Origin of the sequence: Sutcliffiella horikoshii (genome assembly GCF_021991925.1) — a bacterium.
GTDB lineage: Bacteria > Bacillota > Bacilli > Bacillales > Bacillaceae_I > Sutcliffiella_A > Sutcliffiella_A horikoshii_F.
In genome coordinates this window covers 598,898-619,287 of record NZ_RXZI01000001.1, presented here as the reverse complement: position 1 = coordinate 619,287, position 20,390 = coordinate 598,898, and the positions used below count along the sequence as shown (strand labels likewise).

At 43.0% G+C, this 20,390-nt stretch carries 19 protein-coding genes; 1 reads left to right on the top strand and 18 read right to left on the bottom strand.

The genetic code is table 11. The features are described 5' to 3' along the window. Nucleotides 1-393 precede the first annotated feature (393 nt). The 13 genes from ftsY to EKQ44_RS02935 form a co-directional block, all read right to left on the bottom strand. Nucleotides 394-1,392 (bottom strand): signal recognition particle-docking protein FtsY, encoded by a 999-nt coding sequence (gene ftsY, locus EKQ44_RS02995; RefSeq protein ID WP_237662022.1) that lies wholly within the window; start codon nucleotides 1,390-1,392, stop codon nucleotides 394-396. Between the two features lie 18 nt (nucleotides 1,393-1,410). Beyond that, nucleotides 1,411-4,977, bottom strand: a complete 3,567-nt coding sequence (smc, locus tag EKQ44_RS02990) for a chromosome segregation protein SMC (protein WP_237662021.1) — start codon at nucleotides 4,975-4,977, stop codon at nucleotides 1,411-1,413. 308 nt (nucleotides 4,978-5,285) lie between these two features. Continuing rightward, entirely contained in the window at nucleotides 5,286-5,999 is a 714-nt protein-coding gene (gene rnc / locus EKQ44_RS02985; RefSeq protein WP_237662546.1) for a ribonuclease III, read from the bottom strand. A gap of 481 nt (nucleotides 6,000-6,480) precedes the next feature. Beyond that, nucleotides 6,481-6,714 (bottom strand): acyl carrier protein, encoded by a 234-nt coding sequence (acpP, locus tag EKQ44_RS02980; RefSeq protein WP_010193151.1) that lies wholly within the window; start codon nucleotides 6,712-6,714, stop codon nucleotides 6,481-6,483. A 542-nt stretch (nucleotides 6,715-7,256) separates the two neighbouring features. Beyond that, complete coding sequence (gene fabG, locus EKQ44_RS02975; protein WP_237662020.1) at nucleotides 7,257-7,997, bottom strand: 3-oxoacyl-[acyl-carrier-protein] reductase; 741 nt, start codon at nucleotides 7,995-7,997, stop codon at nucleotides 7,257-7,259. Further along, nucleotides 7,990-8,946 carry an ACP S-malonyltransferase gene (gene fabD, locus EKQ44_RS02970; protein ID WP_237662019.1) on the bottom strand — a complete coding sequence of 319 codons (957 nt, stop codon included), beginning with the start codon at nucleotides 8,944-8,946 and terminating at the stop codon, nucleotides 7,990-7,992. Before fabD ends, fabG begins: the two co-directional genes overlap by 8 nt. Further along, complete coding sequence (plsX, locus tag EKQ44_RS02965) at nucleotides 8,946-9,965, bottom strand: phosphate acyltransferase PlsX (protein WP_237662018.1); 1,020 nt, start codon at nucleotides 9,963-9,965, stop codon at nucleotides 8,946-8,948. Before plsX ends, fabD begins: the two co-directional genes overlap by 1 nt. Nucleotides 9,966-9,984: 19 nt before the next feature. Beyond that, nucleotides 9,985-10,551 (bottom strand): transcription factor FapR, encoded by a 567-nt coding sequence (fapR, locus tag EKQ44_RS02960; RefSeq protein ID WP_237662017.1) that lies wholly within the window; start codon nucleotides 10,549-10,551, stop codon nucleotides 9,985-9,987. Between the two features lie 141 nt (nucleotides 10,552-10,692). Beyond that, nucleotides 10,693-12,741: an ATP-dependent DNA helicase RecG gene (gene recG, locus EKQ44_RS02955; RefSeq protein WP_237662016.1), complete on the bottom strand. Its 2,049-nt coding sequence runs from the start codon at nucleotides 12,739-12,741 to the stop codon at nucleotides 10,693-10,695. Beyond that, a complete protein-coding gene (gene sdaAA, locus EKQ44_RS02950) occupies nucleotides 12,734-13,621 on the bottom strand; it encodes an L-serine ammonia-lyase, iron-sulfur-dependent, subunit alpha (RefSeq protein WP_237662015.1) in 888 nt (295 codons plus the stop codon). Before sdaAA ends, recG begins: the two co-directional genes overlap by 8 nt. A 58-nt stretch (nucleotides 13,622-13,679) precedes the next feature. After that, nucleotides 13,680-14,342 (bottom strand): L-serine ammonia-lyase, iron-sulfur-dependent subunit beta, encoded by a 663-nt coding sequence (gene sdaAB, locus EKQ44_RS02945; protein ID WP_237662014.1) that lies wholly within the window; start codon nucleotides 14,340-14,342, stop codon nucleotides 13,680-13,682. A gap of 112 nt (nucleotides 14,343-14,454) precedes the next feature. Beyond that, nucleotides 14,455-16,131, bottom strand: coding sequence for a DAK2 domain-containing protein (locus EKQ44_RS02940; RefSeq protein WP_237662013.1), 1,677 nt, complete (start codon nucleotides 16,129-16,131; stop codon nucleotides 14,455-14,457). 16 nt (nucleotides 16,132-16,147) lie between these two features. Then, complete coding sequence (locus EKQ44_RS02935; RefSeq protein ID WP_237662012.1) at nucleotides 16,148-16,510, bottom strand: Asp23/Gls24 family envelope stress response protein; 363 nt, start codon at nucleotides 16,508-16,510, stop codon at nucleotides 16,148-16,150. Between the two features lie 364 nt (nucleotides 16,511-16,874). On the opposite strand from EKQ44_RS02935, the gene rpmB reads away from it, so the two are divergent. Next, entirely contained in the window at nucleotides 16,875-17,063 is a 189-nt protein-coding gene (rpmB, locus tag EKQ44_RS02930; RefSeq protein ID WP_010193132.1) for a 50S ribosomal protein L28, read from the top strand. Between the two features lie 494 nt (nucleotides 17,064-17,557). Here rpmB and spoVM read toward each other — a convergent pair whose 3' ends face one another. The 5 genes from spoVM to rsgA all read right to left on the bottom strand — a co-directional run bounded on the left by spoVM (nucleotide 17,558) and on the right by rsgA (nucleotide 20,378). After that, nucleotides 17,558-17,638 carry a stage V sporulation protein SpoVM gene (spoVM, locus tag EKQ44_RS02925; RefSeq protein WP_060665857.1) on the bottom strand — a complete coding sequence of 27 codons (81 nt, stop codon included), beginning with the start codon at nucleotides 17,636-17,638 and terminating at the stop codon, nucleotides 17,558-17,560. Nucleotides 17,639-17,709: 71 nt separating this feature from the next. Beyond that, the gene (locus tag EKQ44_RS02920; protein WP_237662011.1) at nucleotides 17,710-18,405 is read right to left on the bottom strand and encodes a thiamine diphosphokinase; all 696 of its coding nucleotides are present in this window, start codon (nucleotides 18,403-18,405) and stop codon (nucleotides 17,710-17,712) included. Between the two features lie 204 nt (nucleotides 18,406-18,609). After that, on the bottom strand, nucleotides 18,610-18,789 hold the full coding sequence (locus tag EKQ44_RS02915) for a hypothetical protein (RefSeq protein ID WP_237662010.1): 180 nt from the start codon (nucleotides 18,787-18,789) through the stop codon (nucleotides 18,610-18,612). 54 nt (nucleotides 18,790-18,843) lie between these two features. Beyond that, complete coding sequence (rpe, locus tag EKQ44_RS02910) at nucleotides 18,844-19,497, bottom strand: ribulose-phosphate 3-epimerase (RefSeq protein WP_237662009.1); 654 nt, start codon at nucleotides 19,495-19,497, stop codon at nucleotides 18,844-18,846. Nucleotides 19,498-19,499: 2 nt separating this feature from the next. Continuing rightward, nucleotides 19,500-20,378 carry a ribosome small subunit-dependent GTPase A gene (gene rsgA / locus EKQ44_RS02905; protein ID WP_237662008.1) on the bottom strand — a complete coding sequence of 293 codons (879 nt, stop codon included), beginning with the start codon at nucleotides 20,376-20,378 and terminating at the stop codon, nucleotides 19,500-19,502. Between the last annotated feature and the right edge of the window lie 12 nt (nucleotides 20,379-20,390).

The following is a 20,390-nucleotide window of genomic DNA, read 5'->3' as shown; positions in this document are numbered from 1 at the left end:
GTTCATAATTTTAGTAATCTGTTCCATACCGCTGTTGATTTCCGCGGGGCGACCTTGAGCCTCCTCGGGCTACGCCCTGCGGGGTCTCAAGAATGTCGCTATCCCCCCGCAGGAGTCTCCGCCTATTGCTCCAATCAACAGCTAGAAATTACGCTAACATTTGTTAATGCTTTTTCAGATAATCCTAAGTTAACAGTCATTTTGTTGATTGGAGTGGAAGGGACGGGTGAGACCCCGGAAGGCGGAGCCTGAGAAGGCTCACGGACCGCCCGCAGGCAAGCGAAGCGCCTGGAACGGGAATCAAGTACTTCCCATAATTTCTTTTCTATTTGGCTATGTTAAAAAAGCCGCCCTTCTGATTAGAGGGGCGGCGGGGAAGAATATCGTATGGTTTTAGCTTTCTTGTGCTTCTTCTTTTTCCATCATATCTGCAAATAATCCGTACACATACTGCTCTGCATTAAACTCTTGTAGATCATCAGCTTTTTCACCCAAGCCAACAAACTTGACTGGAATGCGCATTTCGTTTCGTATAGCTAGTACAATTCCACCTTTAGCTGTACCGTCTAGCTTCGTCAACACAATCCCTGTTACATTCGTTGCTTCAGAGAAGATCTTTGCCTGACTAAGGGCATTCTGGCCAGTGGTGGCATCCAATACAAGCAGGACTTCATGAGGTGCTCCAGGTACTTCGCGTTCTATTACCCGCTTCACCTTTTCAAGTTCCTTCATCAAGTTTACTTTATTTTGTAAACGCCCGGCTGTATCGCAAAGTAGTACATCCACTTTACGCGCTTTTGCCGCTTGGAGGGCATCATACATGACCGCCGCCGGGTCAGAACCAGCCGATTGCTTGATGACGTCAACGCCTACACGATCCCCCCATACTTCAAGCTGTTCAATCGCACCTGCACGGAAAGTATCTCCTGCTGCAAGCAGGACACTCTTGCCATCCTGTTTCAGCTTTTTGGCGATCTTTCCAATCGAAGTGGTTTTGCCGACTCCATTGACCCCTACTACAAGTACGACAGTCAAGCCATCTTGCTGAAAGTTGATACTCGGGGAAATTTCTTCACCTGACTCATAAATTTCCACAAGCTTTTCAGAAATGACACTCTGCACCTCAAGTGGATCTTGGATATTACGGCGTTTCACTTCCATTCTAAGCTCGTCGATCAATTCCATCACTGTATTTACACCAACGTCCGCTCCAATGAGGATTTCTTCCAATTCTTCAAAGAAATCCTCATCCACTTTACGGTAGCGTGCAACAAGATCGTTTACTTTTCCAGAAAAGGAGTCACGTGTTTTGGTTAACCCCTCTCTGAATTTTTCCGTCACAGACTCTGTTTGATTAGTAAGTTTGTCTTTCAATTTTTTAAAAAAACTCATCTTCTATTCTCTTCCTCTCTATTGAACAAGTTCTTTCGATTCTTCCAAACGGACTGAAACCAGTTTGGATACACCAGATTCTTGCATCGTCACCCCGTATAGGACATCACTGAATTCCATTGTACCTTTACGGTGTGTGATGACGATGAACTGCGTGTCTTCACTGAACTGCTTCAAATACTGGGCAAAACGATGAACGTTGGCTTCATCAAGAGCCGCTTCCACTTCATCCAAGATGCAAAATGGCACGGGTCTTACTTTCAGGATGGAGAATAGTAATGCAATGGCCGTCAACGCTCTTTCTCCCCCTGATAAAAGGCCAAGATTCTGAAGCTTTTTGCCCGGAGGCTGTGCTACGATATCCACCCCCGTATTCAACATGTCCGTTGGGTCGGTTAAGACAAGGTCCGCTCTCCCGCCACCAAACAAGGATCTGAATACATCATGAAAGTGTGCACGAATATTGGTGAAGGTCGTTTCAAAGCGCTTTTTCATTTCCTCGTCCATCTCTCCGATGACCTGGAAAAGTGTATCTTTTGCTTCCTGAAGGTCATCCTTCTGTTCCTTTAGGAAAGTATAGCGTTCGCTGACCCGTTCATATTCCTCGATTGCAGCTATGTTGACCGTTCCCAGCTCCTCGATTGCAAGCTTGATCAGCCTCACTTTTTTCCTCGCCTCGTCAATATCAATTTCTAGTGGATAGTCTTCTTTCGCCGCTTCAAAGGACAGCATATACTCTTCCCTTAAATGATGAAGTCTATTATCCAGCTCCACATCAAGACGGTTAAGCTTCACCTCTTCTGCCTTCAGCACCTCTGCAAGCTGCTTGTACTGACGCTTCAATTCTTTCAGCTCAAGTTCCTCTTGCTCTACTTTTTCATAAAAAGATAATCGTTCTGCACGGCGTTCTGCTATCAACTTCATGGTGGTGTTTTTATCATGCAGCTTTTCCTCTGCTGCTACTTCTAGTTTCTGTTCCCCTGAGGAATTATCATTCATTTCGCTTTGCAATAGAGCAAGGTCTTCCTGTATCTCTGTCAGCCTCTCTTGTGCATGTTCAAGGTCAGTTGCTAAGGTCTCTACCTTTTCTGACTGATTAAGAAGCTTCTCTTTCTTACTCGCATACTCGACTTTTAGATGTGTTAATTCTTGTTGAACGGTTTCTTTGGTTGCATGCTGCTCCACCTTCAAAGAGTTGAGGTCTGCAATTTCCTTATCTAGCGCAACTATCTGGACCCCAACGTTGTTCAATTCGGTTTTCAGTTTTACTTTTCTGTCACCGGCACTTTGTATCGAAGTACTTAGTTGTTGTTTTTCATAATCATACAAGCTTAAATGCTCATTGATGTTCTTCTCTTCTAGTTCCACTTCCCTAAGAAGACTAGTAACTTGCTGTTCCTTGTATCTCAGCTCTTCCCCAGAGCCTTTAAGTTCCATCACTTGTATTTCTTTCTCTTCAATTTTTTTCTTTAACGTCTTTACTTGGTCTTCTAAGAGAGCTGTTTTATTTTCCATCTCTTCTAGCTTTGCTGAGATGGACTCAAGCTCCCGCCCCCGGCTCAATAGCGAGTTCGATTTCTGCTTAACAGCCCCGCCTGTCATGGAACCACCAGGATTAACGACATCCCCCTCAAGCGTCACGATTCTGAAGCGGTGCTGAAGGATTCCAGCAAGTGCATTCGCCCCTTTCAAATCTTTCGCTATGACGATCGTTCCCAAAAGATTATAAACGATATTTTCAAAGGATGGATCATAATCCACCAGGGTAGCCGCTATTCCAACAAAGGCTTCATGCTGACTGATTTGGTTCACTTGATAGTCAGATAATGTACGAGGCTTCATGACTGTCATCGGGAGGAAAGTCGCACGGCCAAATCCATTCTTCTTTAAGTACTGGATGGAAGTCCTGGCATTCTGTTCATTATCCACCACGATATGCTGTGTCGCACTACCAAGAGCAATCTCGATAGCTGTTTCCACATCCTGTTTTACTTGGATTATCTCCGCGACAGCCCCTTTGATCCCCGTGAGCCTGCTTTCATCCCTAGCCTTCAGGATTTCTTTTACTCCTTGGAAGAAGCCAGTGAAATCCCCCTGCATGGTCTCTAACATTTCTTTTCTGGCACGGGTCTGTTGCAGGAATTGATAGGCCTGATACAGGGTAGTCTCCTTCTTCTGATAGGACTGCTTGTACTGCTCAAGTGCACCCTGCTCTGTCCTGAAGAGGTCAACTGTTTGATTCAGCTCTTCTTGAACTTTTTTCTGGTCTGTGAGCACCTTTTCCTTTTTCGCTTGTGTAGATGTGCGCATCTCCACATACTTTCGGTTGCCCTCATCAAGACGGGAGACTTTCATCCCTTCTTGTTTTTCCTGTTGTTCTAAATAAGAAAATTCATTACGAATGGAAGCCTGTTTATTTAGTAGTTCAATATATTCGCTCTTTAAGGCATCAATTTTCTCTTCGATGTTCTGGTCGAACTGTTCGTTGATGACCTGCTTTTCTTTCAGGTGCTGTTCGGTCAATACCAATTCCTTACGGAGTACATCCAAAAGACCACTTTCAGTTTTCAGTTTTTCCTTTTGGACTTGGATGAATTCGGCAAGTTCCACTGACGTTTTTTCCAATTGCGCCCGGTTCGTAGTGGCATTCTTCTTGCGTTCCTTGAGCACTTCTTTCCTGCCTTCAAGTTTCTCAAGCTCGGAACTTGCTACAAGTAGGGCCTGTTGCAAGGAATCGATGGATTCATCCAAAGCAGCTACTTGGTCTTTATATTTTTCAAGGGTTGCTTCTTTTTGGGATAGCTCGGCAGATAGGTGCAGCTCTTTTTCCGAACTGTTCTTCACTTCCAAGGAATTCTGTTCCCACTTTTGGTGCAACTCCTCAATTTCGTAGACCGTCACACCGACTTCGATCTGTTCTAGCTCCTCTTTTTTCTCCAAATAGTCCTTAGCAATGGATGCCTGGATTTTCAGTGGCTCGACTTGACCTTCCAACTCATGTAAAATGTCGGAGACCCGATTCAGGTTTTCCTGTGTATCCCATAACTTACTTTCTGCCTTCTTTTTTCTTGATTTGTATTTGAGGACTCCTGCCGCCTCTTCAAAAATACTGCGGCGCTCCTCCGATTTACTGCTAAGGATTTCTTCGACTTTTCCCTGACTGATGATCGAGAATGCCTCTTTGCCGAGACCTGAATCCATAAACAGATCGACAATATCCTTGAGCCGGCATGTCTGCTTGTTTATCAGGAATTCACTATCTCCTGAACGCAGGGCTCTTCTTGTGACACTCACTTCCATATAATCAATCGGAAGAATGCGGTTACTGTTGTCAAGTGTCAAGGTCACCTCTGCCATATTTAAAGCCTTCCTGCTATCACTCCCGGCAAAAATGATATCTTCCATTTTGGAACCACGAAGGGATTTGGCTGATTGTTCCCCAAGGACCCACCTGATGGCATCTATAATATTACTTTTTCCGCTTCCATTCGGCCCTACCACAGCTGTGACGCCTGGAACAAAGTCAACGGATATCTTTTCAGCAAACGACTTAAATCCTACTACTTCTAATCGTTTGAGGTACATACTCCTCACCTCATCTACACTCATAAAATTTCTTTGGTTGGTTATTGCCTATAACTATGTAATTGGAAGGCTCTTTTCTCAAAGATTGTTGCTATTTACTTGTAAAAAGTCGGCAATTGGACTTTTTACTGCTTACATACTCCAAAAGGTGCAAGTAGTTTCTTAAGTAGCAGGGAAAAGAGCACGACAGTAAGGAAAATAACGGTTGATGTATACATACGAAAAAGCAACAAAGTTTACGAAAAGAGCCAACTGGAAAAGAAGCGACCGTTCAGGCACACCTGTGCACCCTCAGATCGCTCACACTTTCACTTTTTGGCTTGTTTCAGCTTCTGAAGAGCAACCTGAGCGGCGTGTTGTTCCGCTTCTTTTTTGGAACGGCCCACACCTATCCCCATCTCTTCTTTATTCAAAGAGACTTTGGATACAAACTCCCTGTTATGCGCCGGTCCCTTTTCTTCAAGCACTTCATATTCGATGACACCAAGCGCATTACGCTGGATCATCTCCTGTAACTGACTTTTGAAATCCATCACATGAGAAAAAGCACCTTCATTAATCTTAGGGTATACATACTTTTCAAGGAATTGGAATACAGTATCCAGTCCAAGATCCAGATATAATGCACCGATAAATGCTTCAAATACATCGGCAAGCAAAGCTGGTCTGGCCCGTCCACCAGTGATCTCCTCTCCCTTTCCAAGCAATACATACTTTCCAAACGAAAGATCATTTGCAAATGAAACGAGGGATGGTTCGCATACAATGGATGCTCTTAGTTTTGTCAATTGACCTTCACTCATCATAGGGTATTTCTTATAAAGAAACTGTGAAATAGTCAACTCTAGAACAGCATCTCCTAGAAACTCCAATCGTTCATTATCTTCGTAAGGTTTTCTCCGATGCTCATTCACATAGGATGAATGGGTGAAAGCTTGATATAACAGTTTCTCATTTTGAAACTGAACTCCTAAATTATCTTGTAGAAAAGCAAAATTCTTTCTGATTGCTTCATTTTTCATTTCATTTATCCTACTTCTATTCCTAGTCATGTAAAGGAGCCTCCAACATACAATCTTCTTTCACTAAGATGGCAACATTCTCTTTGGGATGATGAAAGTTGTATAACATTACTATTTTAACAAATTATGAAGAGGATACAAATAGCAAGTTTCACATTTGAGCAGATTCCTTTCATTTTTATGGATAATTGTAACGGATCTGACATCAAACTACTTTATTTTCCCCTATGCTCTGTTAATCGCCGCTGTTGATATCCGCACTAGTCTTCGCTTTCCGCGGGACGACCTTGAGCCTCCTGATTTCACTGCGGGGTCTCAAGAATGTCGCTACTCCCCCGCAAGAGTCTTCGCCTTTTGCTACAATCAACAGCTAGGTTGTTGCAAATATCAATAGTATGCTTTAACAGAGCCAAAAAAATAAAAAGTCCCACCAGAGTGGGACAAAAAAGTGGTCCCACTAGGGGGACCAGAAAGAAAGCTATTAAGCGTTCGCTTTTATGTAGTTCACCGCATCGGCAACTGTTGTAATGTTTTCCGCTTCGTCGTCTGAGATTTCCATGTCAAACTCATCTTCAAGCTCCATCACTAGTTCCACTACATCAAGAGAATCAGCACCTAAATCGTCTTTGAATTTAGAATCAAGATTCACCTCGGACTCGTCTACACCTAAACGATCAACAATGATCTTTGTTACACGCTCTAATACATCTGCCATAACTTTCACCTCCCCTCAAGTATTATAGTGAATTTGGTTTTAAAAAACTAGTGTTTTATTGCTTTCACACTCCTGATGACTTCCGTTCCAGGTGTTCGTTTTCCGCGGGACGGTGCTTGAGCCTCCTCATTTCGTTGCGGGGTCTCAACCTATCGCTACCTCCCGCAGGAGTCTCTCACCCTGCACTTCAGTCAACAGGGGAAACTACTATAGTATATTTGTTCCGGTTTACTCCTGTTTCCTTCCGTTCCGGGTGTTCGCTTTCCGCGGGGCGGTGCTTGAGCCTCCTCACTTCGTTGCGGGGTCTCAAGCTACCGCTACCTCCCGCAGGAGTCTCTAACCCTGCACTTCAGTCAACAGGGGGGAACTCTTATAGTATTTTTGTTCCGGTTTACTCCTGTTTCCTTCCGTTCCGGGTGTTCGTTTTTCGCGGGGCGGTGCTTGAGCCTCCTCACTTCGTTGCGGGGACTCAAGCTACCGCTACCTCCCGCAGGAGTCTCTCACCCTGCACTTCAGTCAACAAGGGGGAATTTTTTCAGTAATTACATCACCATTCCGCCGTCGACGTGGAGGGTTTGGCCGGTGATGTAGGCACTTTTTTCCGAAGCCAGGAAAGAAACGACAGAAGCGATGTCTTTCGCTTCTCCAAATCTCGCAAGGGGGATTTGCTTCAGCATTTCCGCTTTTACTTCTTCTGTTAATTTGTCCGTCATATCCGTTGTGATGAAGCCTGGTGCAATGGCATTGACCGTAATGTGGCGGGAAGCAAGTTCACGGGCAGTAGATTTCGTCAGCCCGATTACGCCAGCTTTTGCCGCTACATAGTTTGCTTGACCTGCATTTCCCATTACTCCAACGATGGATGCGACATTGATGATTCTGCCGGAACGCTGCTTCATCATTTGACGGGTAACCGCTTTTGTCGCATTGAATACACCCTTCAGGTTGATATTGATCACATCATCCCACTCGTCTTCCTTCATGCGCATCAATAGGTTATCACGTGTAATTCCTGCATTATTCACCAAAATATCAATGGTCTCGAATTGAGCAAGTGCTTTTTTCATCATCGCTTGCACATCTTCCATGTTACCGACATTTGCACGGACTGCGATGGCCTCGCCACCCATCTCTTTGATTGCTTCCACTACCTCATGTGCTTTTGCTTCACTTCCTGAGTAGTTAACAACCACATTGGCACCTTTTTCGGCAAGTTCTAGTGCTACAGCACGTCCGATTCCACGGGAAGCCCCCGTTACAACCGCAGTTTTTCCTTTAAGCATTGGATGTGTCCCCCTCTTTAAAGTGATCGATTGCTTTTTGCAGTGTTTCGTTATCATACACCGGAATCGTTATCACTTTTCGATTCACTTTTTTTATAAGTCCTGACAGCACCTTTCCTGGACCTACTTCAATAAAAGTATCCACCCCGAGGTCTATCATTTTTTGGACAGATTGTTCCCACCTGACAGGTGAGTAGAGCTGTTCCACCAATTTAACGGGGATTTCTGTTGCGTTAGTCATCTCATCGGCATCCACATTTGCTATGACCGGAATGATTGCATCATTTATATCTATCGATGATAGTGTGTCTTCGAGCTTGGAGGCTGCCGGTTTCATTAAGCTGGAGTGAAATGGTCCACTGACCACCAACGGAATAACCCGCTTGGCACCCTTCTCCTTTGCTTTTTCAGAGGCTGCAGTTACACCTTCTGTAGTACCTGAGATCACAATCTGACCTGGACAGTTTAGATTTGCAAGTTGAACAGGACCTGCTTCTATAGATGCATCCTCACACGCCTCTTTTAAAAGTTGCTCCTCAAGGCCTAAAACAGCCGCCATGGACCCAATGCCTGCCGGAACTGCTTCTTCCATGTACTTGCCACGCAAATGAACCGTTTGAACGGCATCTTCAAAACGGATAGCTTCTGCGGCCACCAAAGCAGAATATTCACCCAGACTGTGACCAGCAGCATAATCAGCCTTGATTCCCGCCTTTTTCAGCATTTGCAAAATGGCTATACTTGATGTCAAAAGGGCTGGTTGGGCGTTGTAAGTAAGAGTGAGTTCTTCTTGAGGACCTTCGAACATCAGCGTTGACAGCTTATAGCCAAGCTTTTCGTCCGCTTGTGCGATCACATGTTGAACTTCATTAAAATCTTTGGCTAACTCCTGGGCCATACCTACTGTTTGTGAGCCTTGACCAGGAAAAACAAATGCGACCTTTCCCATTATTCTCCTCCGTTCTCTTGTGTTGTCACAAACTCCATCTTCTCAATTGTTTGTGCGATTGTTCCGACCATATCCGTTTCAAGCATTTCCCTGGTTTGTCGGATTGCATTGAACACAGCATTCGCATCAGATGAACCATGAGCCTTTACTACCGGTGCTTTGAGCCCGAAGAGAGCTGCTCCACCGTATTCGGAATAGTCCATTTGATTTTTAATCGTTTTCAGTTTCGGCTTTAGTACCGCTGCAGCCATCTTGCTTTTCAGATCACTGGTTAGCGCTTCTTTTAGCATGGTAAATACGGATAATGCCGTACCTTCAATCGCTTTTAACGTAACATTCCCGGTAAATCCATCTGTGACCACGACATCCGCTACTCCATTTAACAAGTCCCGCGCCTCCACATTTCCAATAAAATGGACCGTATTGGACTCTTTGATGTATTCAAAAGCAGCCTTTGCCAGCTCGTTCCCTTTCTTGTCCTCGGTCCCGACGTTCAATAAACCTACCCGTGGCGCCTTCACTCCGCGCACTTTCTCCGCATAGATGGAAGCCATCAACGCATATTGAAATAAGTGTTCTGGTTTTGCATCTGCATTTGCTCCAACATCGAGCATCACGAACCCTTTTCCATCAACTGTAGGTAAGGTAGGTGATAGGGCAGGCCTCTCAATTCCTTTGATGCGACCAACAATCAATAGGCCTGCTGTCATTAAAGCGCCAGTATTTCCCGCAGAGATACATGCATCCGCTCTTCCTTCCTTAATTTCTTTGGCCATCAGGACCATGGAAGAATTCTTTTTGCGGCGAACCGCTTTAACCGGTTCTTCATCCCCTAAAATGACTTCTTCTGTATGTATGATGCTTATATTCTTATCATTAGTTAAAAATGGTCGTATTTTATTTTCATCCCCAACAAGGGTGTATGTAACATCATTGTATTTCTCCACTGCTTTCATGACGCCTTCGACAATCGACTTTGGCGCATGATCGCCACCCATTGCATCTATGGCAATTCTCATAGCTTTAACCTACCTTTGATTAAGAACTTGTTGAACGGAACATTTCGAACTCTCCGTGAAAAACCTTTTCACTTCCGACAGAGCTTTTCACTTCAACAGTTGTTCTTCCTTTTTCTTTATCTACCTTACTTACAACTGCCTTTGCGACAATTCTCTCACCCAGTTTTACCGGCCTTGTAAAGCGAATGGTCGCTTTTGCCGTCAGGGCCAGCTCATCATTGATCACTGCAACCGCTAATGAATTGGCTTGGGCAAACAAGTGGTGTCCTCGTGTAATCTGATTTCTTTTAAAAACATGCTCGCTTTGTACATCAAAAATGGAAATGGCACTCTCGTCCAACTGCAGGTCGATGATTTCACCGATCACTTCATCGAGCGGCAAAGACCTTACCTCTTTTTCGAGTGTACGCGCTGCTACGTTTTTTATTCGCTCACGCAATTCAGGAATGCTCAACTCCAGGCGATCCAAACGAACAGTCTGGATGCTTACCTGAAAAAAATCGGCAAGTTCTTCATCTGTTATGAAAGGGTTCTCCTGTATCTTATCCTTTAAAGATAACTGGCGCTCCTTTTTATTTCTTCTCATAAATAACACACCATCCGAACTATTATGACTAGGTACTAATAGTAGTATATATACTTAAAAAGGAGATTGCAAGGAAAAAATATCGCTAAAAGAGGCAAAAAGGCCGAGGTCCGCCAGCTCAACGACATGCCTCTGCCTTGGTTAATCTAATTTATCGCCATCAAGAATCCCCGACTTTTCAATCATCTCTCTTAATCCTTTGTATTCCTCATCCTCCCAAAACCTTTGAGAGTATAGAAGTTCGTGAGCATCCTGCCTTGCAACCTCAAGGGCTCTGTAGTCATGGACCATGTCTGCCACTTTAAATTCTGGAACTCCGCTTTGTTTCCTCCCGAAGAAATCTCCAGGACCCCTTAACTCCAGGTCTTTCTCAGAGAGCACGAAACCGTCATTCGTTTCCGTCATGATTTTCATTCGTTCTTTTCCCACTTCCGATTTAGGATCGGCAAGAAGGATACAATAAGATTGTTCACTTCCGCGTCCCACACGCCCACGGAGCTGGTGAAGCTGAGAGAGCCCGAAACGTTCGGCATCATAAATAACCATCATTGTCGCATTCGGTACATTCACACCGACCTCGACGACAGTTGTGGATACTAGCAGCTGTACATCATTTTCACTAAAGGCTTCCATCACTTTTTCTTTCTCATCCGAACTTAATCTCCCGTGCATTAAGCCTATCTTCCACTTGCCCCGATAATAGTGGGTAAGCATATCATGAACATCAATGGCATTTTGGACATCCAGCTTTTCAGACTCTTCAATAAGGGGACAGATTACATAGGCCTGTCTTCCTTTTTGCAGTTCTTTTTCAACAAATCCAAGTACTCTATCAATCATCTGGTGCTTAGCCCAATATGTCTCGATGGCTTTTCGTCCGGCAGGCATCTCATCGATGATGGAGACATCCATTTCCCCAAACGCAGTAATGGCAAGCGTCCTTGGAATAGGGGTAGCTGTCATGAACAAAACATCAGGGTTTGACCCCTTTTCCCTAAGGACTCTTCGTTGTTCCACCCCGAAACGATGCTGTTCATCTGTTATTACCAGCCCAAGCTTAAGGAAATTCACTTCTTGTTGAATTAATGCATGTGTACCTACCAGAATATCAATCTCACCTTGTTGAAGTCTTTCTAACAACTCTTTTCTTCTTTTTCCTTTGACAGAACTTGTTAACAGTTCAATGTTCACTGGAGTTTTCTCAAAAAGACCTGTTAACGATTGTGCGTGCTGTTCTGCAAGTATTTCAGTAGGCACCATCAATGCCCCTTGATAGCCTGATAGATGGGCTGCATAGAGACTTATTGCCGCGACCACTGTCTTTCCGGAACCAACATCCCCTTGTAAGAGCCGATTCATCCGGAAAGGAGATGTGAGATCACCTATAATTTCACCTAGAACCCTCTCCTGTGCTCCTGTAAGAGGAAAAGGCAGAGTGTGGATAAACTGATCTAATGCATCTTTTGAAAAATGATGCACCAATCCTACTGTCTGCTCCCGCTTGTACTTGCGCAAGGCTTGGATTTTCAACTGAAAGAGTAAAAACTCCTCATAAACAAAGTACCTTCTCGCATGTTTTAATACATCTTGATTGACAGGATTATGTAGTGCCTTGACAGAGTCACTCTTCAAAGGAAGCTTATATTTTTGAAGTAAGGAAAGCGGAAGGGAACTATCAAGCTGGTCACCATAGGCATTAAGTGCATTTGTAATAAATTTGCGCATTTGCTTGACCGTGATATTGCCCTTTACTGAATAGACAGGCTCCACTTCACTTTCTTTTAAAAAAGGTCCGAAATGGATCTCCATGACCGTGATAGTTTGACGATGCTGATCCCATTTTCCCGTTATAGTGATGGTGTCATTGATGGAAAGTTTATTTTTATAATAGGGACGATTGAAGCAGACAGCCTTGACTAGAAATCGACCAACAAAAAAACGGAAAGTAAGCCTAGATTTCTTTTTTCCAAAATACATAAGAGAAGGCTCGCCATGAACCTTCCCTTCTACTGTTATCTTTTCTTCATGTTTGACTTCTGATATGTCTCTCAAGCGGTAATCTTCATATCGGTATGGAAAGTGCATAAGCAGGTCTTCTACAGAAAATATCCCCATTGCATGCAGGGAATTTGCGGTTTCTTCCCCAATACCTTTTAAGGTTGTTACAGTTATATCGGATAAATTAGTCACCTTTTTGTAAGGGAACACCAAATATTTTCGCTTCTAACTCACGTCCAGTTGGTGTTGCCGCCAACCCTCCTTGTGCAGTTTCTTTTAGTGCAGTAGGCATTGTCTGGCCGATCTTGTACATAGCATCAATTACTTCATCACAAGGAATTCTGCTTGTAATTCCGGCTAGTGCCATATCTGCTGCAACCATTGCATTAGCCGCTCCCATGGCGTTACGTTTCACACACGGTACTTCCACAAGACCTGCAACAGGGTCACACACTAATCCTAACATGTTTTTAAGGGTGATGGCCATTGCCTGTGCACATTGATCAGGTGTACCACCTGCCATTTCCACTATTGCCGCTGCTGCCATTCCAGAAGCGGAACCTACCTCAGCCTGACAACCTCCTGCCGCACCGGAGATGGAAGCATTGTTTGCGACAACGAACCCAAAAGCTCCTGATGTGAAAAGAAAATTGATCATCTCTTCCCTTGTAGGATTAAGTACATTCTTTACAGCAAACAGTGTCCCTGGAACGACTCCTGCAGACCCGGCAGTCGGAGTGGCACAGATCGTCCCCATGGCTGCATTCACTTCATTAGTGGCAACCGCTTTGCTGACAGCATCAAGTATGTTCTTCCCTGTAAGGAAGTTACCTTTCTCGATATACTTCTGAAGAAGAACGGCATCCCCACCAGTTAAACCTGAAACGGATTTGACTCCTTCAAGGCCCCTTTCCACAGCCTGCTCCATGATCTCCAGGTTCTTATCCATCTGGGCGAGGATATCTTCCCTGCTCTTGCCTGTAAACTCCATTTCCTGTTCAATCATAATCTCGGAAATCTTCTTATTCGTACTTTCCGCAATTTCTATAAGTTCTGCCACATTACGAAACATCGTTTTCCCCCCTAAAAGCTATACACTGATGAAAGCGCTGTCATTATTATTCCGAAAACTAGTCCACAATTTTTGTAACTTGTGTGATATTAGGCAATGCAGATAATTCTTGGATTACCTTATCATCAATATTCTGGTCCACTTCAATCGTCATCAAGGCTTTTTTGCCTTTTTCCTTGCGTGAAACTTCCATATGGCCAATATTGATGGCAAATTTCGCTAACACATTTGCCACTCCTGCAATGGCACCATAACGGTCGTCATGTACCACTAGTAAAGCTGGGTGGTTTCCAGATAGCTTTAGAGCAAAACCGTTCAACTCGGTAATTTCTATCTTCCCTCCACCAATCGAAATTCCAACCAGCTCCAATTCCCCATCTTCATCACCAAGTACCACTTTTGCCGTATTGGGATGATCGGTTATGGCATCTTCTTCATGAAATGAAATGCTGACCCCAAGAGAATCTGCTAGCTGTAGAGAAGTCTTGATTCTCTCATCATACGTATCAAAGTCCAGTAAGCCACCTACTATCGCTACATCTGTTCCGTGACCTTTATATGTCTTTGCAAATGATCCGTAAAACGAGATGTTTGCCCACTTAGGCTGTCTGCCGAAAAGACTTCTCGCAACTCGTCCTATACGCGCTGCTCCTGCCGTATGTGAACTTGAAGGTCCTATCATGATTGGGCCAATTATATCAAACACACTTCTATATTTCATCTCTGCCCACTCCCCTTTATTGAATTGAATCAGACATTATTTTTCATATATCTTTTACCACATACAAAAGAAGGGTATTACCCCTTCTTTTGTTTTCAAATATTATAGTAGCCTACTCTATCGAAAAGATAAAGGAATATAGTGGCTGTTTGCCATTATGAACTTCCACTTCAGCATCAGGATAGGTTTCTTCAAGCTCGCTCACAAGCTCTTCCACATCTTCTTCCGACACATCTTCCCCGTATATAACAGTGAGGATTTCCGCGTCATCATCCATCATGGTAGTAAGTAGTTCTTTTGCGGCAGCTTTTTTATCCTTGTTCGTCAGGACAATTTTACCGTCCGCAATTCCCATGAAGTCATCTTTTTGGATTTCCACCCCGTCAATGTTCGTATCTCTGACAGCAAAAGTGATTTGCCCAGTTTTAACAGAACCTAAAGCTTCCTTCATTGTCGCTTCATTGTCAGCAAGTTCGCCTGTAGGATTGAAAGCAAGAATCGCCGCCATTCCTTGTGGAACTGTTTTGCTTTCCACAACTGCTACGTTTTGCTCAGCAACTTCTGCAGCCTGTTTTGCAGCCATGATGATATTGCTGTTATTTGGAAGGATGATCACGTTATCAGCATTCACTTCGTCAATCGCTTTAAGGATATCCTCCGTGCTTGGGTTCATCGTCTGGCCGCCTTCAATGACAGCCTTTGCGCCGATGCTCTTGAATAGCTCGGCAATCCCTTCACCCATTGCAACCGTGATGATTCCAAATTTCTCGCGTTTTTTGTTTACTTCCGGTTTTGGAGCAGGATAAGCGTCCTCTTCAAAAAGAAGGTTGCTATGCTGCTCTCTCATATTTTCAATCTTCATGTTGATCAGGCTTCCGTATTTTTGACCATAAGTCAAAACATCTCCAGGCTGTTCAGCATGAATATGAACTTTAACTATTTCTTCATCGGCAATAACCAAAAGGGAATCCCCGTATTGAGATAGGTCGTTACGGAAGTTCTCCTCTGTGAAAGGATTATCCTTCACTTTGTCCTCTTCAAACTTGACCATGAACTCTGTACAATAGCCGAATTCGATATCTTCCGTATTGATAGCGGAATGAACACTCTTATGGTGTTCTGCATTAACAAGCTCGTTCATGGTAGTAGTAGGTACGATATCCTCTATTCTTTGGCCTTTCAGCTCTGCCAAGAAGCCCTCATAGACATAAACAAGTCCTTGTCCACCACTATCCACTACTCCTACTTCTTTCAAAACAGGAAGAAGGTCTGGTGTGCGTTTAAGGGAAGCATTCGCTTCTTTTAACGTTTCTTCCATCAATACAATGATGTCTTCTTCGTTTTTCGCTACAGCGACCGCTTTTTTGGCAGCATCTTTAGCCACCGTCAAGATCGTTCCTTCCACAGGCTTCATGACAGCTTTATATGCTGTCTGGACACCCGCTTCCAAAGCTTGTGCAAAATCTTTACTCGTAATGGTTTCTTTTGCTTCGATATGCTTAGAGAATCCTCGGAATAATTGAGAAAGAATAACCCCTGAGTTACCTCTTGCCCCCATAAGTAGGCCTTTAGCCAGAGCAGAACCAACCTTTCCGATATGCTCAGAAACATTGGCTTTTACTTCTTTAGCCCCAGAAGTAATGGAAAGATTCATATTTGTTCCCGTATCTCCATCCGGAACCGGAAAAACGTTCAACGCATCCACTGTTTTGGCGTTGTTTGATAAATGATTTGCACCCTGGATGACCATTTGTGCAAAACGTTTCCCATTTAGAACTTTTACTGACACTAAAATTTCCTCCTTATTACGGGTTCGTAACTCGAACTCCCTGTACAAAAATATTTAATGAATCAACGGAAAGACCGAGCATTTGATTCAGGGTATATTTTACTTTCGTCTGTACATTGTGAGCCACTTCGGAAATCTTTGTTCCATAGCTTACGATGATGTACATATCAATATGTAGCTGATCTTCTTCTTGACGCACGATGACGCCTTTTGTGAAATTCTCTTTTCTAAGTATCTCGGATAACCCATCTTTCAATTGACTTTTAGAAGCCATACCTACAATTCCATAACAATCTATTGCAGCTCCACCAGCGATGGTAGCAACTACATCGTTAGAAATATCTATTTGACCATAAGATGTTTTTAGTTCGATGGACATAAAGGTTCCCCCTTCGATTGGATTTTTCACCTAGTCTACTCGCTATTTTACTATAAATTCATTTATTTTAAAAGCAGGCGGATACTATTGTAACAATACTATTATTATACTGAATGCTAAAAACATGTATGTCAAGGTTTTTTTCTTGAAAGCTTTCCTTAGAACTATTGCAAAGTGAAGGGTAGTATGTTAAATTATATAAGTATTTTCAAGAGATTATTTTGGTAAAGAAAAACGGTACAGAAGGGTACTTCTTCAGACGTAGACCTTATGTAGGGTTTTTCTCGCAATAATAAGAAGGTACTTTCTTATTACTAATGAAAATATTGAATGATGTTTCTTTGTAGTTAGGAGGGAATTGAACATGGCACGTAAATGTGTAATCACAGGCAAAAAGACTGGTTCTGGAAACGCACGTTCACACGCAATGAACTCTACTCGTCGTACTTGGGGTGCAAACCTTCAAAAAGTTCGCATCTTAGTAGATGGTAAGCCAAAGCGTGTATACGTTTCTGCAAGAGCTTTAAAATCAGGTAAAGTGGAGCGCGTTTAATAGTTGCGCACATATGAAAGCGACAGGGAGGTTTTCCCTGTCGCTTTTTACTTTTGGGGTGGTTTTTTGATTAGGCAGATCGGTGCGATGAGATTGTTTACATAATGATTTTATCGTATACATTCTAGGAAAATTTGAAAATGAGTAGACTTTTTATGTTAAAGGTGTTTTTAATGCATGTGAAAATTGGTCCGGTCAATTTTTTGGCATGTTCGGTCAGTTGCATTGTTTTTTTCAAGGGGGTTCGGTCAATACAATTGGATGTTCGGTCAATTTCACCTTACCGTTCGGCCACTTGAAAAAGTAGTTCGGTCATTTATCCGAAAACTTCGGTAAACTTCGCAAAATCTTCGGTCAACTTTTGAAAAACTTCGGTCAAAATCAATAAAACTTCGGACATTTGCCCTCGTGCTCCAGGTTTCCCACTCTCAGGCAGCCTTCAAGTACAAGTAAAACTCTTATCATTTATAAAAAAAGCACCCTTTCGAGGTGCCTTACTCCTTCTTAAACGACCCAAGCATAGCCCGGATTATTCCCCCCAAGAATCTAGGTAGCTTGATTGTATAAAATTTCATTACATTCCCTCCTCCGAACTTTTACCTTTTTATTTAATCAGGTTGCAAATTAGCAGATCGTTGGGACCGTCTTAAGATAATGGATGATAATCACGGCTCCTTATCACCATTAATATGCCTTCATCAAATGAAAAAGTACCACTTTCCACTTCAAGTTCATTACTAATACATAGTGTGTCTCCAAAGCGAATATTCTTTTTTTCTAAAGGATATTTGAATCCCACTAACGTGATGCCTTTAACATGAGGCGTAATCGGCATGAAAGAAATGAATGGTAAAGAATCATCTTTCATAATGGAGTATGTACCTTCTTTAAGGGCATATAGTTGATTTTGAATGTCATGTATTTCTATTAATGTATGTCTCTCCATTCCCTTTAACATTAGTTGAATGTTTCCTAAAAAATGATCTAGCCTGCCACCTGTCCCTCCAAAGATCCGGATGAGCTCTGGATCATGGTCAAGCGCCCAATTGACTGCAATTTCTGTGTCGGTCTCATCTTTTTCGCTTGGATATACTTCAGCATGTGGTAGCTTTACTTTTATATCATGGAGCTCTCGACTAGTGATCGAATCGAAGTCTCCGAAAGCTTTGGCTGGTTGTATATTCTGCTCTAACAGGTAGGCAACTCCTCTATCCACCCCCACCCATATAACATTCTCCTCTTCTAAATGGTGCAGATCAGGTATCCGGTCTTTAGGTCCTCCTGCAACAATATGTATAATCAACTTCTTCTCTCCCTTTACTTCTTTATAGGCTATTTTCATAAACTTTGTTTTTACGTATTTTAAAACGGACGTTATATACCTTAATACCGGGCTCTTTTTCTTGCAATACGGGGTATTCTACTTGCATATCTAGGGTACGGAAACAACAAAAAGTACAATGACCGACTTTTTACAAATCAATAACATCAAAAAAAGCCTCTCTATAACAGCTGAACGTAAAAAAGCCTTCATGACGAAGACTTTTTACAGGCTGGAAGAGTCGTCATAGTCATAACGGAATCCGTCCAGGCTTTTATTTTCTACTGCTGAAAATTTCTTGAGCAGCTGTTCATACATATCAATTTCGTTATAATCCGTGCTATTGGCCAATGCGGAATGCAATGCCTGTTCCATAATTGCCTGGTCATCCTTCGAAATATTCATATCACAAAGTCCTCCCATCCCATTTACCATTAGCTTTCCGCACTAATAAAGAATCTATGACAAATTACTTCTAATGGAGGAAATTGCCTGCTTGCGATCTTCCTTGTTGTAAATGGCGGAACCTGCAACAAGAACATTGGCACCCGCTTCTACACATAACTTGGCAGTTTCTGGATTGACGCCTCCATCCACTTCGATGTCGATGGATAATCCTCTCTCTTTCACCAAGGAAGCAACCTGATAGATTTTGGGAAGTACATCATGGATGAAAGCCTGACCGCCAAACCCGGGGTTGACTGTCATCAAAAGCACCAAGTCCACATCATTCAATATAGGAATGATGCTTTCCACCGGTGTAGCAGGGTTGATGACCACGCCAGCTTTCACGCCTTGAGCCTTAATATGCTGGATGGTTCGATGTAGATGGCGGCATGCTTCAACATGCACCGAGATGATGTCCGCTCCAGCTTTGGCAAAATCCGCGATATACGCATCTGGATTCTCAATCATCAGGTGAACGTCCAATGGAAGCTTTGTGATTGGTCGTACGGCTTCCACTATTAACGGACCAATGGTGATATTAGGTACAAAATGTCCATCCATCACGTCAATATGAATATAGTCTGCTCCTCCTTGTTCCACATCAAGGATGTCCTTTCCTAAGTGGGCAAAATCAGCACTCAGAATGGAAGGGGCGATTTTTATCATATTTAGTACCTCGGCTTTCTATCTTTTATTTCTTCTACAAAAGAAACGTAATGTTTATAACGATAGGGAGCAATGTCTTCGTTTTCAACAGCTGCTTTAACCGCACATTTTGGTTCTTTCAAGTGAGTACAACCTCGAAACTTGCAATCATGGCTCATTTCGACAAATTCAGGAAAACAATCTTTCACATCTTCGGCTTCCATTTCCAAGAATTCCAATGAACTGAAACCTGGAGTGTCCGCAACAAAGCCATGGTTGATTTCCATTAGCTCGACATGTCTTGTTGTATGCTTACCCCTACCTAAATGGGAGGAGATATTATCTGTTTTCAATTCCAGCTCCGGGCGTAACACGTTAAGCAAAGATGATTTACCAACACCTGATTGCCCAGCTATCACAGATGTCTTATCCTTCAAGTATGGCAATATCTCCTTCAATTGCTCCGGTTCCTTCGTGGAAGTGAGCAGCACCTCGTAACCAATGGATCTGTAATAGTCTGCATATCCCATCAGGTTGGCATCTTCATCCAAAAGGTCCATCTTGGAAATGCAAATCAAAGGACTGACACCTTTGGATTCAATCAGCACTAGGAATCTATCCAAAAGAACCGTACTAAATTCAGGTTCTAACGCTGAAAACACCAGGATCGCCTGGTCAATATTTGCTATCGGAGGTCTAACAAGCTCATTTTTGCGAGGCAATACATCCATAATGTAGCCTTCTTGGTCGTTTTCCGCTTGAAATACAACGGAGTCCCCAACAAGAGGGGTAATCTTATTTTTTCGAAAAACCCCTCTTCCTCTACATTGGGTTATATCGCCATCTGCAGTCAAAACATAATAAAAACCGCTCAATGCTTTGACAATTTTGCCTTCTGGCATACACTCACTCCT

Coding starts and splice junctions, on each gene's coding strand:
- sdaAA (WP_237662015.1), bottom strand. CDS start 13,621: ATGTTTCGTAATGTGGCAGAACTTATAGAAATTGCGGAAAGTACGAAT.
- sdaAB (WP_237662014.1), bottom strand. CDS start 14,342: ATGAAATATAGAAGTGTGTTTGATATAATTGGCCCAATCATGATAGGA.
- EKQ44_RS02935 (WP_237662012.1), bottom strand. CDS start 16,510: ATGTCCATCGAACTAAAAACATCTTATGGTCAAATAGATATTTCTAAC.
- plsX (WP_237662018.1), bottom strand. CDS start 9,965: ATGAGAATTGCCATAGATGCAATGGGTGGCGATCATGCGCCAAAGTCG.
- fabD (WP_237662019.1), bottom strand. CDS start 8,946: ATGGGAAAGGTCGCATTTGTTTTTCCTGGTCAAGGCTCACAAACAGTA.
- smc (WP_237662021.1), bottom strand. CDS start 4,977: ATGTACCTCAAACGATTAGAAGTAGTAGGATTTAAGTCGTTTGCTGAA.
- EKQ44_RS02920 (WP_237662011.1), bottom strand. CDS start 18,405: ATGAAAATAGCCTATAAAGAAGTAAAGGGAGAGAAGAAGTTGATTATA.
- acpP (WP_010193151.1), bottom strand. CDS start 6,714: ATGGCAGATGTATTAGAGCGTGTAACAAAGATCATTGTTGATCGTTTA.
- fapR (WP_237662017.1), bottom strand. CDS start 10,551: ATGAGAAGAAATAAAAAGGAGCGCCAGTTATCTTTAAAGGATAAGATA.
- rnc (WP_237662546.1), bottom strand. CDS start 5,999: ATGAAAAATGAAGCAATCAGAAAGAATTTTGCTTTTCTACAAGATAAT.
- rpe (WP_237662009.1), bottom strand. CDS start 19,497: ATGATAAAAATCGCCCCTTCCATTCTGAGTGCTGATTTTGCCCACTTA.
- EKQ44_RS02915 (WP_237662010.1), bottom strand. CDS start 18,789: ATGAATATTTCGAAGGATGACCAGGCAATTATGGAACAGGCATTGCAT.
- ftsY (WP_237662022.1), bottom strand. CDS start 1,392: ATGAGTTTTTTTAAAAAATTGAAAGACAAACTTACTAATCAAACAGAG.
- spoVM (WP_060665857.1), bottom strand. CDS start 17,638: ATGAAATTTTATACAATCAAGCTACCTAGATTCTTGGGGGGAATAATC.
- rpmB (WP_010193132.1), top strand. CDS start 16,875: ATGGCACGTAAATGTGTAATCACAGGCAAAAAGACTGGTTCTGGAAAC.
- fabG (WP_237662020.1), bottom strand. CDS start 7,997: ATGCTTAAAGGAAAAACTGCGGTTGTAACGGGGGCTTCCCGTGGAATC.
- rsgA (WP_237662008.1), bottom strand. CDS start 20,378: ATGCCAGAAGGCAAAATTGTCAAAGCATTGAGCGGTTTTTATTATGTT.